The sequence below is a fragment of the Staphylococcus auricularis genome, from assembly GCF_051172115.1.
Taxonomy (GTDB): domain Bacteria; phylum Bacillota; class Bacilli; order Staphylococcales; family Staphylococcaceae; genus Staphylococcus; species Staphylococcus auricularis_A.
In genome coordinates, this window is sequence record NZ_JBPIZN010000001.1 from 819,401 (window position 1) to 836,039 (window position 16,639).

Here is a 16,639-nt window from a genome sequence, read left to right on the forward strand (position 1 = left end):
TATATTTGAGATTACGTTAAAGTGCTTTTTTTATTGCTCACGAATATAAAAAACTGCCGGTAAACGAGATTCATTTACCGACAGCTTATATACTAAAATACTATTTAATTTTATGCACGATTCCGCTCACTTATTGCACAGTTTCTGGTTCGATTTGATCAAATGTTAAACCATCATCTGTTAAATCAATTTTGACCGTCGTACCTTCTGGCATATCTTCTCTAATCATACGACGTGCAAGTGGTGTTTCGATTTGGCGTTGTACAAAACGTTTCAATGGTCTTGCACCGAATTGTGGTTCATAAGCTTCTTCGCCCAACCATTTCTTCGCTTTGTCTGATACGTCGATAGAAATACGTTGATCCATCAAGCGAATGTTAAGTTGTGTGACCACTTTATCTACAATTAAGCTCATATCGTCTACAGTTAACGGTTTGAAGAGGACGATGTCATCCATACGGTTTAATATTTCTGGTTTGAAGTATTCGTTCACATTCGCCATGACTGCTTGTTCTGTATTTTCAGTAATTACACCGCTATCTTTCACATTTTCAAGTAAGATTTCTGATCCGATATTACTTGTCATGATAATGATTGTATTTTTAAAGTCGACGCTTCTACCTTGGGAATCTGTTAAACGACCTTCATCCAAGATTTGAAGTAGTACGTTAAACACATCCGTATGCGCTTTTTCAATTTCATCTAATAGAATGACTGAATATGGATTACGACGCACCGCTTCTGTTAATTGACCTCCTTCATCATGACCTACATAGCCTGGAGGCGCTCCGATTAAACGAGAGACAGAATGTTTTTCCATATATTCACTCATATCGATACGAATCATATGTTTTTCAGAATCGAAGAGTGTAGATGCGAGTGATTTCGCGAGTTCTGTTTTACCGACACCAGTAGGACCTAAGAAGAGGAAGCTACCAATCGGTCTATTTGGATCTTTGATACCTGCACGTGCTCTCACAACCGCATCTGAAACGAGGTCGACCGCTTTATCTTGGCCTACGACACGTTCGTGTAAAATATCTGAGAGATTCAATAGTTTTTCTCTTTCAGTTTCAACGAGTTTAGATACAGGGATACCTGTCCAAGAGCTGACGATATCGCCGATTTCTTCATCTGAAACTACTTCGCGAATGATGCGATCTTGACCATCAGGTTGTTCATCTTGGAACGCATCTTCTAATTCTCGTAATTCTTTTTCTAATTGAGGAATTTTACCGTGTTGTAATTCAGCTGCTTTTTCTAAATCATAGTTGTTTTCAGCGTCTTCTAATGCTTTTCTGCTTTCATCTAATTCTGTACGTTTATCTTGAAGTGCGCTGATTTTATCTTTTTCTTGATCTACGCGAGATTGAATTTCAGCTTGTTTTTCTTTTTCGTTTGAAAGTTCTTCTTGTAGTTCTTGTAAGCGTTGTTTACTTGCATTATCTGATTCATTTTTCAATGCACTTTCTTCAATTTGTAACTGCATGACACGACGGTTGACTTGGTCTAATTCTGTAGGGTTAGAACCCATTTCTGTACGGATCGTTGCACAAGCTTGGTCGACTAAGTCAATCGCTTTATCTGGTAAGAATCTATCAGTAATGTAGCGATCAGAAAGTTCAGCTGCAGCGACTAATGCACGGTCTTGAATACGTACACCATGATAGACTTCGTAGCGTTCTTTTAAGCCACGTAAGATAGAAATGGTATCTTCTACATTCGGTTCACTGACTTGAACTTTTTGGAAACGACGTTCCAATGCAGAGTCTTTTTCAATGTTTTCTCTGTATTCATTTAATGTTGTGGCACCGATACAGTGTAATTCACCGCGTGCTAACATCGGTTTCAACATGTTTCCGGCGTCCATAGAACCTTCTGTTTTACCTGCACCAACTAACATGTGAATTTCGTCGATGAATAAAATAATGCGTCCATCGGATTCTTTAACTTCTTTCAATACTGCTTTTAAGCGTTCTTCAAATTCACCACGATATTTCGCACCAGCAACCATGGCACTTAAATCTAATTCGAAGATTGTTTTATCAAGTAATGATTCTGGAACGTCTTTTCTTACGATACGTTGTGCTAGACCTTCAACAATGGCCGTTTTACCTACACCAGGTTCACCAATAAGGACAGGATTATTTTTCGTTTTTCGACTCAATATACGAATCGCATTTCTGATTTCTTCATCACGTCCAATAACGGGGTCCATGTTGCCTTGGCGAAATTCTTCGACTAAGTCACGGCCATATTTTTCTAAAGCTTCGTAATTCACTTCTGGATTTTGTGATGTCACGTGATTTCCCCCTCTGACTTTATTAATAATTTCTTTGACAACTTCTAATTTATTACCGATGTATTGTTTTGTTGTGTCATCGATATCATTTGCTGCTAGTAGTAAATGTTCCATTGAAATGTATTCATCTTCATAGGATGACATATAAGATTCGGCTTTATTAAATAATTCGTTTACTTTCGGACTGATATATTGTCCGTATTGTACGTTATCTACTTGTACGGTAGGATAATTTTTGAGTTTATCTGCATAGCTTTGGCCGAGTGCTTCGGTGTCTATATTCGCTCTTTCTAATATACTGTTAAATAAACTTTCATTTTCTTCTAGTGCAGCTTTTAATACTGCTTCGATTTCAATATTTTGATTTTCATAGGTTTGGGCAAGTCCAATTGCTTTTTGTAAGCTCTCTTGAACTTTGTAAGTCATTTGATTTACATCCAAATTGCTTCACCTCATTTATCAATCATCTGATCAAAGTAAATGGTATCTTTTGACTTTGACTTTCTTTGACCTTAATTATATTGTAGTCCTTTTTAGATGAAGAATCAACAGTTAAGCTTCATTTTTTCAAGAAAAATAATTAATAAAAGCGATAAGTTTGATAAACGGTGTAAACCTTGATATGACGCTTCTCAGTTTAACTACCGTATATCTCTTATCGCTTCTTTAAAAGTCCATGAACTAGTGTTTTTGTTGGGATTCTAAGGCTTTGACGATTTCATCAGTTAAAGCACGAACGCCACCTGGTTCCAAGTGAATACCGTCTGGTGCAAAGTATTCAGTGTGTCCTTCTGATCGTGCATACCAATCGACGACGTGCACATGATCATGTTTGTCAGCAGCTTCATGCATGAGTTGATTGACATGACTTTCATATTCACGTGGTACCCGCGTCGTTACAAGATAGATTTGTGCTTGACCAAATTGATCAATCAATTCATTTAACTGACCTTTCGTGAAGTCACCATTTGTACCAAGCTCTAACACTACTTGGTTTGACTTGCCGTGATAATCCTTGTAATGTTCGTTGACAATCGTTGGGACGTCGTAGAGATTTCTACCAACTTGACCATCAATTTTGGCTCTTGGAAGTTTATTCTTAACTTCGCTACCGATATCTACCATGACCGAATCGCCGATCATCAATGGTTGTAAATCCGTGTTAGGCTCTTCTTTCTTATCATGTTTGAGCCCTACCTTATCACGTACTGCATCATCAATAGGAATTGGTTTTACAATTCTATTTTCTATTTCTGACGTATTAAATGTCGTCGGTTTATTCGCAGTATCTTCTTTTCCTAAACTATCGAATGCGCCCGCAAATACGAAGATAGCTGGAACGAAAAACAACAATAATACTAGCGTTCTAAGTAACGGTGTTCTATATTGTCGTTTCAAGCTGAATGCTTTCAAACCGTGTCGACGTATCGGCGTTTCAACATAATGATAAGATAACTCTGCCATGACCACCGTAACTAAGATATCAATCACATACACATAGGCTGGTATTTGGCCACTTACATAGTAAGAATGAATGAAACTAATCACTGGGAAATGCCATAAGTATAAACTATATGAGCGTTTACCTATGTAAACAAATACCCGATTACCTAAGAGATGTGCAAATCCACCTGAAGGTAACACCGCACTCGCAATAATCAATAATGTCAGTGTAGAAATTAAATAAAAACCACCGTTATAAATCCAAGGTTGATCATCATTGACTACAAAGAACAAGATAATGAGTCCAGCTAAGCTACCAAGTCCAATCAAATCTAATCCCAATCTTAATCCATTGGGTACACGTGATTTCAGTCTAAATGGTGGCCATAAAAATGCTAAGATGACACCGAGTAACAACGTTTGTAAGCGCGTGTCAGTACCGAAGTAGACTCTGGAATGACCCGTGTGCGGTCCAGCTAGAATGATCATGATGAATAAAGAAATCAATGAAATCATCCAAAAAATCAACGTGATATTTTTAGGCTTTTTAACGAATATTAATAATAATACTAAGACTAACGGAAAAAAGATGTAGAATTGTTCTTCGATCGCTAATGACCAAAGATGTTTGAGTGGTGTAAATGCAAATTGGTCGAAATAATTTACATCTGTAGCGATATACCACCAGTTAGAAAGGTAGACGACTGCAGCGATGGCGTCGTGTTTAATGTTCACGATTTCTGCAGGTTTAAAAATAAGCGTTGCAACAATCACAACACCTACCATCACGAATACGGCTGGTATCAACCGTTTAACACGTCTTAACCAAAATGCTTTAAGTTGGATTGTACCAGTTTCCTGATATTCTTTTAATAACAAGCTTGTAATAAGATAAGCAGAGATAACAAAAAATGTATCTACCCCTAAAAATCCCCCAGTCAACCACTTTTTATTCAAGTGATATATAATAATCCCAATGACTGCAATTGCTCTTAAGCCATCGAGACCGGGCATATATCTCTTCGTATTAACCTTATTATTCATGTTTCACATACTCTCTTTTCTAAATTAATAATCTCCAATCTTTTTGGTGTAAATATGCTTTCAATCATTATAATTTTAATCCTTTTGTAACATAACTGCAATGATTTTAGTATATAGGGTCAAACATTTTGTGGTATGTATCTTCTGGCGAAACAGTGATATAGAAAGGCTTAGTCAAGGTTGGAGTTCATCCTCAAATTCATCAGACATAAAAAAGACTAAATGATCGATGACGTTCATCATCCCATCATTTAGTCTTTAATTAATAAATATACATTGTGTTAACCGATACCTAAAGCGATTTTAGCGTATCGTGACATCATATCTTTATTCCATGGTGGATCCCATACAATCTTCACTTCAGTATCTTGTATTTCAGGTATTTCTGCTAACACCATTTTAACTTGGTTAATGAGCTGTGGTCCGAGTGGGCAGCCTATTGAAGTTAAAGTCATTTCTACATTACATATACCATCATCATCAAGATTTACTTTATATACTAAACCTAAATTGACTATATCAATACCAATTTCAGGGTCAATTACCATCTCTAAAGCACCTAGAATGTTGTCCTTTAAAGCTTCCTCCATTTATTTCACCCCCTGGCAAAACATGTTAATAACAATATATCAAATATCTTACAAAACGCCAATAAAATGCTATGATATTCATACATCTAAAAAACAACGTAGGGGGCACTTATGAAACCATATTTGATTTGCCTTGACTTAGACGGCACACTTTTGAATGACGAAAAAACCATTTCTCCTTATACGAAAGCTGTATTACAGCGACTACGCTCAGAAGGCCATCAACTGATGATTGCTACCGGCCGCCCTTTCCGTGCTTGTAAACAGTATTATCAAGCCCTCAATATGACGACGCCGGTTGTTAATTTTAACGGGGCGTATGTCCACCACCCGCAAGATCCTTCTTTTGAAACGATGCATGAAACGCTCGATACGGGCATCGCTACCAGCATTATTGAATCGCTCAAAGATTTTGGTGTTTCAAATATCATCGCTGAAATTAAAGATCACGTATACATAGACAACTATGACCAACGTCTGTTTGACGGCTTTTCAATGGGAAATCCAAAGATTGAGGTTGGCAATTTGTTAACGAATATAAAACAAGCACCGACTTCTATATTAGTAGAAGCTGAAGAAAGCATCATGGTTGAAATCAAACGCATGCTGACACAATTTTACGCTGAAAATATCGAACATCGACGCTGGGGTTCTCCGTTCCCTGTCATCGAAATTGTTAATAAAGGAATCAATAAAGCACGTGGGATTGAATACGTCAAAGATTACTTAAATATCGATCGCAACCAAATCATAGCTTTTGGTGATGAAGATAACGATATCGACATGATTAAATACGCAAGACATGGCATCGTAATGGATAATGGTCTCGACTCTTTAAAAGAAATGGGAGATCACGTCACATACAATAACAATGAAGATGGTATCGGACGTTATTTGAACGCCTTTTTCGATTTAAACATGTCTTATGAAGAGCCGAAATATAGCTAACGTTTTGGCAGAAAAACAGTGTCAATAAAGTGAATGATTGGAGGATGAATGATGAATAGAATCGTAATCGTAGGTGCAGTTGCTGGCGGTGCGACCGTCGCGAGTCAAATTAGACGCATAGACTCAGAGAGCGAGATTATCATTTACGAAAAAAATCGTGACATGAGTTTCGCAAATTGCGGCTTGCCTTATTATATCGGTGACGTCGTTAAAGAACGCGATGACTTACTGCCACTGACGCCCGAAATATTCTACGATAATAAAGGTGTCAAAGTATATACTTATCATGAAGTCACTGGGATAGATACACACAACAATCGTGTTTCTGTGCATAATCGACAAGATGATGAAACGTTCACAACCACGTACGATACGTTGATTTTAAGTCCAGGTTGTAGCGCCAATGATCTCGGCCTCGATAGCGAGATGGCTTTTACACTCCGTAATATGGAAGATACAGACGCGATTGTGGATTACATCACGACCAACAATGTGAAAAACGCACTCGTGATTGGTGCTGGCTACATCAGTTTAGAAGTATTAGAAAACTTATACGCGCGTGGCGTTCAACCGACGATGATTCACCGTTCAGAGAATATTAATAAATTAATGGATCAAGACATGAATCAACCTATCTTAGATGCATTAGAAGAACGCGATATCCCCTACTATTTAAATGAAGAAGTCTCATCTGTTGAAGGCCATACGGTTTATTTCAAATCAGGTACTTCTGCACAATATGACATGATTATCGAAGGAGTCGGTGTTAAACCGAATTCCCAATTTATCCAGGATTCTGGTATCGAGATGGATGACAATGGCTACATTCCAGTCAATGAACGTTTTCAAACGAATATACCTAACATCTATGCGTTAGGTGATATCATTACATCTCATTATCGTCATGTTGATTATCCTGCACACGTTCCTTTAGCTTGGGGCGCACATCGAGCAGCCTCCATTATTGCGCAACAGCTCGCAGGTGACGATCGAATCACCTTTAAAGGTTACTTAGGAAGCAATATTGTGAAATTCTTCGACTATACTTTTGCGAGTGTCGGCGTTAATCCACAAGCTTTAGATGATTTTGACTATGAAGTTGTGGAAGTGAAGCAAGGGGCGCATGCTGGATATTACCCAGGAAATACTGAGATTCATCTACGTGTTTACTTTGAAAAAGGAACGCGTAAAATTATTAGAGCAGCTGCTGTTGGTGAAGAGGGCGTAGATAAACGTATTGATGTGTTGTCTATGGCTATGCAAAACCAAATGACGGTAGATGAACTGACTGAATTTGAAGTAACCTATGCCCCACCATATAGTCATCCAAAAGATTTAATTAATATGATTGGCTATAAAGCAAGCAATAAATAAAATAAGCGCAAGTATACGTGTTGGGTATACTTGCGCTTTTTCTTATTAGAGGCCGAACATTTTTGTGATTGGACCCCATGGTAAGATCACACCTAATGCAATAGTAATAATTGTCACAACAATGGAACTCCAGAAGAGTGCCATCGCATTTTGACCTTTTTTGCGTTTAGTAAGTGTAATTTCCATCAGTGCAACGACTGCTACACCGCCTACCATTTTCAGTGTAAGTAACATGTGCGTACCGCTTTGGCCCGTGAAAGCTTGAATCAATAGCCAGAATCCTGTAAACAGTACGAACACCATCATGAGTCTTGCAATCATATGTAAGATTGTTGCGACTTTTGATGCGCCATCTTTTGCTGAGTAGAAGTAATAACTTACTAAGAATAAGATAATTAATAAGACCCAGCTCGTAATGTGTAGATGTATCAATGTATTCCCCCCAGTCAATCTCATTTTCAACATGAACATCTAATGATTGAATTGCTCATACTAGTATAATCAATTTAGCGTTGATTTTCAAAAGAACGGCGTCTCTATCACGATAAGGCATTATTTCTCTCCTTTATTCAACTATTCAATGCTCCTTTCATATACCCATTTAAAAAGTGGAATGGTTTGCCCCATCCCACTTATATATAAATATATGATTGATTATTCAGCTATATAGTTCGTTAATGTACCGATATTATCGATCGTTACTTTGACTTCATCCCCAGGTTGAAGGTATTGGGGTTCGTCCATACCTGCGCCAACACCTGCTGGCGTACCTGTCGCAATGATATCACCTGGATGGAGTGCAACGTACTTAGAAATCGCTTCGATTAACTCATCAATTTTTAAAATCATTTGACTTGTATTACCATCTTGTCGGATGTCGTTATTGACTTTAGTCACGATATTCACATCTTCAGGTGTAGGGAGTTCATCTTTGGTTACGATGTAAGGACCCATAGGGCAACCCCCTATTAAACTTTTTGATAAGAAAGCTTGATCTTGTGCTTTTTGCGCTTTACGATCTGTAATATCATTGATGATGGTATATCCATAAACATAATCGAGTGCTAATCCTTTAGGAATTTTCTCACCAGACTTACCGATGACGATTCCAAGTTCACCTTCATAGTCTAATTGGTCAGTAATATCTTGATGGTTAGGGATTGTGGCATTATCCCCTGTTAATGATGAAGCTGCTTTTGTAAACACATAAAGTCGTTGTACCTCATGGTTTAACTCATCTGCATGGGCTTCATAGTTACGACCAAATGCGATCACATTGTTCGTTGGTGTAACCGGTGGTAAGAATTCGATGTCTGCGAATTGAACTTTATAATCTTCACCTTTACCGCTGCCTTCTGCTGCGACCACTGCTTTACGAACTTGTTCTTGAAAATCAATCAACTGATTTTGTTGTAAGCCTTCGAGTAAAGTTTTAGGATTGAATTCACCTTCTGCAAAATCTGCAAACACTTTGGTTAAATCCCAAGCCGCTTCTTCGCGTTTCACTTTTACTCCAAAAGATGTCTGATCATTATGTTTAAATGATAAGAATTTCATAAATTGTTTCAGCTCCTCATCTGTATATTATTCATATTATAACTATAGTTCTAGGTAAATCACAAATAAATAAGTACCGAAATTTCTAAAAATTCGTACGTCAAAGTGTATCAGAAGTACATATATTAAAAACAGCTCAATCAATAGGTTTTAAAAGGGTGAGATAAAAATGTCAGGTTTATCCCCATCGTTTTTATCTCGTCATTACAAAACTCGTGTTTTCCCTTTTTCTCCCTATCAATGAAATGTTTCCATCTTACTCATCAATCGATAACTGACCAAATTTGAAGAAGTATAAGTAACCATGAACTTCTTGACCTAGTATCGTTTCTAACGTATTGCGATAATACGTCATTTGGATTTGATAACGTTGACGCAGCTGTTCACCAATTTCTTCGTCTGTCATACCTCTTCTGCGGTTAAAGACGTCTGTCTTATAATCGACAAAGTTATATTTTCCATCTTCCACAAAGATAAGGTCAATCATCCCTTGAATAATAGAGACATCTCCACTTGTATCATCAAGTTGATCAACTTTCGCTTCATTGACGACAAATGGTAATTCTAGATAAATCGCATCACTATGAACGATGCGATCATAAAGTGAAGTATGTGTGAAATAAATAATATCTTCGTAACTAATATCTTTTTTATCCTCAGGTTGAAGCAATTGTCTTTCAATCATTGTATCGATATAAGCATCGAGTGATGATGCGTTATAACCACCTTCAACGAATGGTAAATGTTGCATGACAAAATGCATTAACGTACCGACTTCATTTGCTCGACGTCGTTTGTGCTGACTCATGAACTGAGGTCTTTCATATGACGCATACCCGACACGATATTGGCGCACACGATCGTAATTGGTGCCGGCTTCTTCTGTTTCTAATTGGCGTTTCAATTCTGACACTGACTGCTTAGAAGGCTTCACAGTATCTGATTCATATGGGTATTGATACGTTAATTGGTCGTTGATTTGTTGTTTTAACACATCGTCCCCATCATCAGCATGTTCAATATCTGATACTGTGCGTGTTTCGTTTGACGCTCCATCATCTGTTTGGTGCATATCTTCAAAATAAGCCGTTTGTATTTGAACAGCTGGTCGCATATGTGCATCGACATCATCGATATGTTGTTCAAAGCGTAACGACAGTGGTAATGAAGGGTTTTGGTGTTTAGCTAAAATAGGATAAATCATATCTATCGGACGTTTGGCTGTTAACCGTAAACTCACTGGAAGCTTATCTCTTGAGACCGGTTTTTTCACCCATTTATCAATTTCTTGTTCATCTTTGGTGCGCCCGACTAATATGAGCTGTTCTTTCGCACGTGTGCATGCCACATAGATGAGACGCATCTCTTCAGAAATCATTTCTTTTTCTGCAATGGCTTTAAAGGTCACTGAGGCGAGTGAAGGATACGTTAATTTCTGATCTACATCAAAATACTTCATACCCATTCCGTATTTTTGGTTCAGGATGATGGGTTTACTTAAATCCCTTCTCGTAAAGGACTTAGACAAACCACCATAGATGACAAATGGAAATTCTAATCCTTTACTACTATGAATCGTCATCATGCGCACGACGTCATCATTTGGACCGACCATATTTTCCTCACCGAAATCTTTCCCGCGTTCAATCAACTCATCGATAAAACGAATAAATTGATATAAACCACGGAAGCTAGAATCTTCAAATTCGATGGCTTTATTTAATAGGCCATATAGATTTGCTCGACGATTACGCCCACCGATGATTCCGCTGAAGTACTGAACCACGTAGTGATCATTGTAGAATCGCTCGATCAGACGATAGACCGGCATTTTCTGACTTAATTGTTGATAATGGTCAATGTCATCTAAAAATCGCTGTAATTTATCTACTAAGGTAGTGTTGGCTTGCTCACTTGCCATATAGTTAGCCATCGATTGATAGAAATACGCGTCATTCGGACTGACAATACGAATCGCTGCAAGCTCATCTTCTGTAAACTGATAAATGACAGAACGCATCAGACCCACGAGATAAATATCTTGTAATGGATTATCTATCGTACGTAAAAATGACAAGATCAATTGGACTTCAGGTTGTTCAAAGTAACCTGCCTTACTGTTCACATGAAATGGAATATTATGATCTTTAAACGCTTGTTGTAAATCACGGGCTTCACCGTAACTCCGTTCTAAAATGACGATATCTTTATAAGTAGGTTTGCGATATTGCTGTTGTTTCGTATCATAAACCGTGCGATTCGCCATAATATCTTCCACTTGTTGCGCAATGTAGTCTGCTTCTTGTTCTGCGCCAGTAAGATCATTCTCCTGATCTTCAACTAATAAATTGAGTTCAACCGGTCTCGCTGCATCATCAAAAGCTGCACTATAATAAAGTTGCGCTGCGTCATCATACTCAATCTCTCCAACCGCTGGATCCATCATGTGTTTAAATAAGTAGTTGGTTGTAGTGAGCACTTCTTTTCGAGAGCGGAAGTTTTGAGACAAATCAATGCGCAATCCTGATTGATCACCTTCTGTTGTAAAGCGATTATATTTTTCAATGAACAAACTAGGATCGGCTTGTCTAAATTTATAAATGGATTGTTTAACGTCACCCACCATAAATAAATTACCATCTGTTTCAGTGCCACGTTTAATACAAGACAGAATCTTTTCTTGCACACGGTTCGTATCTTGATATTCATCGACAAGCACTTCTTCAAAATGACTGCGATATTCCTCAGCAATCATTGAGGGTTCACCATCTTGCTTAGTGAGCACACTTAGCGCAAAGTGTTCATAATCCGAGAAATCTAAGATGTTGCGTGACCGTTTCTTCTGACCAAACTTACGAATGACATCTGTGGTTACGCGTGCGAGATAACGTACTCGGGGTGCCAAGCGTTGCATTTCTTCAATTAACGCATCCATAGAACGAGAAAAATAATCGACTTGTACTTTTTCAAGCCATTTTTTATAGTCATCAAAGTGTCCTTTCGCATCATCATACGTATCTAACATCGATTCGTTTGCTTCTCTAATTTTCTTCGTCTTCTGAGGAAAACGTCCCATCGTATGTTGCGCAATCCGTGCGCTATCTAAGACAGGCCCTTCCATCACTTGTTGCATAAAGGCGAGTTCTTCTTCGACGACAGCGATTTGTTTATCTGTTTCTTCTAACATGTGGAACAAATCATAGCTTTGTTTCAGTGATTCCATCGCTGCGTTCATAAATACCATTGCCGTATCATTTAATAATTGTCCTAGCTGTTGTTGCTGGTCGGCATTTTCATAGGGCTCCGACAGTTGCTCTAACCATTGAAATGGTGCAGGATTAGCTACACTGAAATAATACAGTGATTTAATCATCGATCTGAGTTGATCATCGTTACGGTCTGACGAAAGTTGCTCGGTTAAATCAACAAAGTCAGGATCTAGAAGATCATAATGATGTTCTAACACTTCATCGATGGTTTGTTCTAATAACAACACATTTTCTGCTTCACTACTCGTTCTAAAATTAGGATCAATATCCAACACATCATAATGTTGTTGGATCATTTTCAAACAAAAGCTGTGTAATGTAGAAATCTGTGCTTGATGTATTTTAATGCGTTGATTTTTTAAATGTTCATTATCAGGATGTTCTAATGAAGCCTGTTGAATTCGTGCTTCTACACGTTGTTTCATCTCACGCGCACTGGCATTCGTAAACGTCACCACGAGTAAACGTTCTACGTCTATCCCATCGTTAATAATGCGTTGAATAATGCGTTCTACAAGGACAGCGGTTTTACCAGAACCTGCAGCCGCTGCAACAAGTGTATCTTGACCTTTCGCGTAGATACTTTTCCATTGGTTATCAGTCCATTGCACATCTGCTGGCTTAGTTGGAATCGTGGGTGCCATCGTCTGCCTCCTCTCCTTCTAGTTTGATTTCTTGAATTGCTTTAAGTGGATCAATCGATTCGTCCACGGTGCGATAACGTTTACTATCGATCATGCCGTCCACATGACAAACCGGTTTAAAGCTACAAAATTCACACGGTAATTTATCGTCGTATTTCATTGGTGCCACTTCGGTATGGCCATCCATAATTTGTGATGCGATATCGATGAAATTGCGTTTATTGTGTTGAATTAATTTATAGATCGTTTGTTCATCTGTCACCTGACTGTTCGCATTCGCAGTACCATCTTTTTTCAACCCTACTGGTACGATGTCTGATTTGAAGCTTGGTTCTAGGCGCGTGTCTACCGCTTCTAAAACAGTCGGATCTTCATTCACCAAACCACTCAATTTGAAAGATTGGAGGAATTTTTGATTGCGTTTCGTCTCATCGAGCTCATTCCACGCTAAATCTAAACGTGGTTCATGGACATGGAAATACAACATACCTCCTGGTTTAGTAAAATCTCTTAAGCCAAGACGTTGTTTATTTTGTAGCACAATGTCCATATATGTCACCATTTGCATCTGTCTACCATAGAACACTTTTGTAAGGTCTAGTGATGCACTACCTGAAGATGATTTATAGTCAACGATATTGACGAAACTTTCATCTTGATCGGTATACGTATCAATCCTGTCAATTTGTCCTCGAATATTAATTGGAATACCTTGAGACGTTTTCAATGGGACGGACTGTAATTCTTGAGGATTGCGTGGTTTTCTTCTAAATCCAGTTTCAAAACGTTCAGGTTTAAATTTAGAATGACTGCCTTGATATTGTAATGCCGTTAACGTCGTCTCAACGATCGTACCGATTTTTTGTGATAGATAGCGATAATATGCGGATGAATTTAACAAATTAAATTGTACAGTCGGTAGGATCGTTTCTAATGCTTCAGCAGTAAGTTGTTGCATTTGTTTGCGCGTTAACTGTTTAAAGTTTCCTTCTACTTTTTCAGAAATGAAACGCAAGACTTGGTGGAAAATATCACCGAGATCAAAGTTTTCAAGCTTGTATTTCGTCCGTTCGTTTAATCGCAAACCATGTGACGCATAGTGTTTGAAAGGACATTCTTGGTAGCCTTCGAAACGAGACACACTGGCGTTCATCGTCTTACCATACAACTGTTCAGCCAAGTTGTTAGAAAGTCGAACAGTCTCATTATCATAAGTTAATGCGGTCAGTAGATAATCAAGCCCCTCATTGAGACGGTTATCATCACGCATCACTTGATACGTATCCAACCAACTATCAGCGACGATCTCTTCATCTAGCCATGCTTTCAATGCTTCGAATAATGCGATTTTTGTTTGATGCGGATGTTCCATTAGTGTTAGCGGGTTCGCTTGATGTTGGTGATTGATATTGTTTACAGTTAATCCGCTGAATAACTCAATGATTTGAGTTAAAAATGGACTGATTTCTTTTTCATCATTGCTGGTACCCATCAAACTATAGGAGAAAGTCACTGCATTTTTACTACGTGTCATCGCGATATAGCAGACAAAGGCTTCATCCATTTGTAAGACATCTGACGTTGGGCTCAATTCAATATCTGCATGCGTTTCAAACGATTTCTTCTCTTCATCTGTAATGAGACTAGAAGGTGTGACGGTTTGTGGGAGTACCCCATCATTCATACCTACAAGGTACACATGCGCTTTATTATCCACTTTAGCAAGATCCATCGTACCAATGCTGACCTGGTCTAATGTTTGTGGAATCATGTTGAACTCGAGCTGCTCTAAACCAATATCAAAGAGCTCTAAGAAATGTTGCTGTGTCATTTCTTGTTCACCAAAGACTGCAACCATATCATCAAGGGTTTGTATTAATCCATTCCAAATCTGATCGATTTCTTCTGCTTTCCGTGTTTCTCCTTCTAACTCATAACGATCACGTTCTGTCATCAATTGGTTCGGAAGTTCAAAATGTTCTAATGCTTCATAAAATGCAGTCGCAAAAGCTGTTGCATCATGACAATCCTTCATTTGGTTCTCTACATATAATACTTTTTGTATCACATCGTCTTTTAGCTGAATGACATGTTCATACGTGTTACGTAAGTCATCTGTTAACGTTTGTTGTTTTCTACCCATACGGTTAAATTGCTCGACGTTAAAGTAACGCTCATCTAGCCAGCGTGCACCATAGATACCACGTTCGAGCACGAAGTTTTCAAGCAAGTCTATGAGATACTGACTGTTAGAAAATTTTTGTGTCAGTACATCGGTTTTAAATAAGCGCATTAATGGGTCAAATTGCCATTTTGTCTGGATCACTTCAATGAGTGAACGTAACATTTCCATGACCGGATGGTACGTCATCGATTGTTTCACATCGATGTGATACGGGATATCATACTGCGGCAAAATGGATTCTAACAATTGCGCATAGGTGTCATCTCGGTACAATATCGCAATATCTTGATAACGACGTCCATATTCTCGATTTTCTTTCAAAATGCGTCTCGCAATTTCATTCACTTCTTCTCGCATAGAAGATGATTCTAACACCTGAACACCTTCATGTTGTGCAGAAGGTTCAAACTGTAATGCATCAAATGATTGTTCTAAATGTGTAAGGGCTTGTTGTTGAAAACGTTGTGGTGCTTTGAATCGCTTTGTATGTAATGGAATGCCGAGTTTATCCGCGATTTCTTCAATTTGTGTTAGTGTTTCTGTCGGTTTACGGAACAGACTAAATGGATCTTTGTCTCCATCTGTGGTTAAAGCAATCGTAACGCTTTTCGCACAGCGTGTCAGTTGTTCGATCATTTGATATTCCAATGTTGAAAAGTTATGGAATCCATCAATGTAAATTTCAGTATGGGCTAACCAATCTGATTTAGGCATCATTTCAATAAAGCGCTGTAAGCTATCTTCTGGAGATACATATTCCCCATCAATTCGCGCTTCTAAATATTGATAAATCAATGCGATATCTTGTAGTTTATCTTTCGTTCTCGTCTGTAGGGGTGTCTCTTCAGTAAAGGATTGGATCGCTTCAGGTGTCACAGCATAGCGCTTGAAATCTTGGATTTGTTCATATAATTTCTCGCTAAAACCATAATATTTCACTTGAGATTGATAGAGGTTTAATTCTGATTGATGTTGTTGTAATAAATCATAAATCATCATCTCAGTCGCAGCTTTAGTCAAGGGTTGTTCTGTTAATCCTCCCACCTCTTGGAAAATACGGTGACTTAATCGTTCAAAGTGGAGTACTTCTGTACGTAAGCTACCATTCAGTTCGGGGTTATTGACAAAATATTGTTCAAGCTGGAACGTATTTTGCGTAGGGGCGATGATGACAATGGGATCACCTAAAGGATCTTGTAACATTTTAGATGTAATTTCCTCGAGCATTTCATGGGATTTCCCAGTTCCTGCGCGCCCGAGATAGGCATGAAGTTCCATATAAT

The 16,639-nt window shown here is 38.2% G+C and carries 9 protein-coding genes; 2 read left to right on the top strand and 7 right to left on the bottom strand.

Annotation, left to right across the window (positions count from 1 at the left end; all coding sequences use genetic code 11):
- Positions 1–130: 130 nt before the first annotated feature.
- The 3 genes from clpB to ACSBRB_RS03960 form a co-directional block, all read right to left on the bottom strand.
- A complete protein-coding gene (clpB, locus tag ACSBRB_RS03950) occupies positions 131–2,743 on the bottom strand; it encodes an ATP-dependent chaperone ClpB (protein ID WP_435031707.1) in 2,613 nt (870 codons plus the stop codon).
- Between the two features lie 240 nt (positions 2,744–2,983).
- Positions 2,984–4,789 carry an acyltransferase family protein gene (locus tag ACSBRB_RS03955; protein ID WP_435031708.1) on the bottom strand — a complete coding sequence of 602 codons (1,806 nt, stop codon included), beginning with the start codon at positions 4,787–4,789 and terminating at the stop codon, positions 2,984–2,986.
- 281 nt (positions 4,790–5,070) lie between these two features.
- Entirely contained in the window at positions 5,071–5,379 is a 309-nt protein-coding gene (locus tag ACSBRB_RS03960; protein ID WP_435031709.1) for a metal-sulfur cluster assembly factor, read from the bottom strand.
- Positions 5,380–5,490: 111 nt separating this feature from the next.
- Between ACSBRB_RS03960 and ACSBRB_RS03965 the strand changes: the two genes are divergently transcribed.
- The gene (locus ACSBRB_RS03965; protein ID WP_435031710.1) at positions 5,491–6,327 is read left to right on the top strand and encodes a Cof-type HAD-IIB family hydrolase; all 837 of its coding nucleotides are present in this window, start codon (positions 5,491–5,493) and stop codon (positions 6,325–6,327) included.
- A gap of 51 nt (positions 6,328–6,378) precedes the next feature.
- Entirely contained in the window at positions 6,379–7,701 is a 1,323-nt protein-coding gene (locus tag ACSBRB_RS03970) for a CoA-disulfide reductase (protein WP_435031711.1), read from the top strand.
- A 45-nt stretch (positions 7,702–7,746) separates the two neighbouring features.
- Here ACSBRB_RS03970 and ACSBRB_RS03975 read toward each other — a convergent pair whose 3' ends face one another.
- From ACSBRB_RS03975 to addB, 4 genes are all read right to left on the bottom strand, one after another.
- Entirely contained in the window at positions 7,747–8,133 is a 387-nt protein-coding gene (locus ACSBRB_RS03975) for a YisL family protein (protein ID WP_107392357.1), read from the bottom strand.
- Between the two features lie 222 nt (positions 8,134–8,355).
- Positions 8,356–9,258, bottom strand: a complete 903-nt coding sequence (locus ACSBRB_RS03980) for a fumarylacetoacetate hydrolase family protein (protein WP_435031712.1) — start codon at positions 9,256–9,258, stop codon at positions 8,356–8,358.
- Between the two features lie 256 nt (positions 9,259–9,514).
- Positions 9,515–13,171: a helicase-exonuclease AddAB subunit AddA gene (gene addA / locus ACSBRB_RS03985; RefSeq protein WP_435031713.1), complete on the bottom strand. Its 3,657-nt coding sequence runs from the start codon at positions 13,169–13,171 to the stop codon at positions 9,515–9,517.
- Positions 13,149–16,634 (bottom strand): helicase-exonuclease AddAB subunit AddB, encoded by a 3,486-nt coding sequence (addB, locus tag ACSBRB_RS03990; RefSeq protein WP_435031714.1) that lies wholly within the window; start codon positions 16,632–16,634, stop codon positions 13,149–13,151. The genes addA and addB overlap by 23 nt, the downstream gene beginning before the upstream one ends.
- Positions 16,635–16,639: the final 5 nt, after the last annotated feature.

Excerpts from the sequence above, each read along its gene's own strand:
- ACSBRB_RS03970 (WP_435031711.1), top strand. The coding sequence starts at position 6,379 with ATGAATAGAATCGTAATCGTAGGTGCAGTTGCTGGCGGTGCGACCGTC.
- ACSBRB_RS03955 (WP_435031708.1), bottom strand. The coding sequence starts at position 4,789 with ATGAATAATAAGGTTAATACGAAGAGATATATGCCCGGTCTCGATGGC.
- addB (WP_435031714.1), bottom strand. The coding sequence starts at position 16,634 with ATGGAACTTCATGCCTATCTCGGGCGCGCAGGAACTGGGAAATCCCAT.
- ACSBRB_RS03965 (WP_435031710.1), top strand. The coding sequence starts at position 5,491 with ATGAAACCATATTTGATTTGCCTTGACTTAGACGGCACACTTTTGAAT.
- ACSBRB_RS03980 (WP_435031712.1), bottom strand. The coding sequence starts at position 9,258 with ATGAAATTCTTATCATTTAAACATAATGATCAGACATCTTTTGGAGTA.
- ACSBRB_RS03960 (WP_435031709.1), bottom strand. The coding sequence starts at position 5,379 with ATGGAGGAAGCTTTAAAGGACAACATTCTAGGTGCTTTAGAGATGGTA.
- addA (WP_435031713.1), bottom strand. The coding sequence starts at position 13,171 with ATGGCACCCACGATTCCAACTAAGCCAGCAGATGTGCAATGGACTGAT.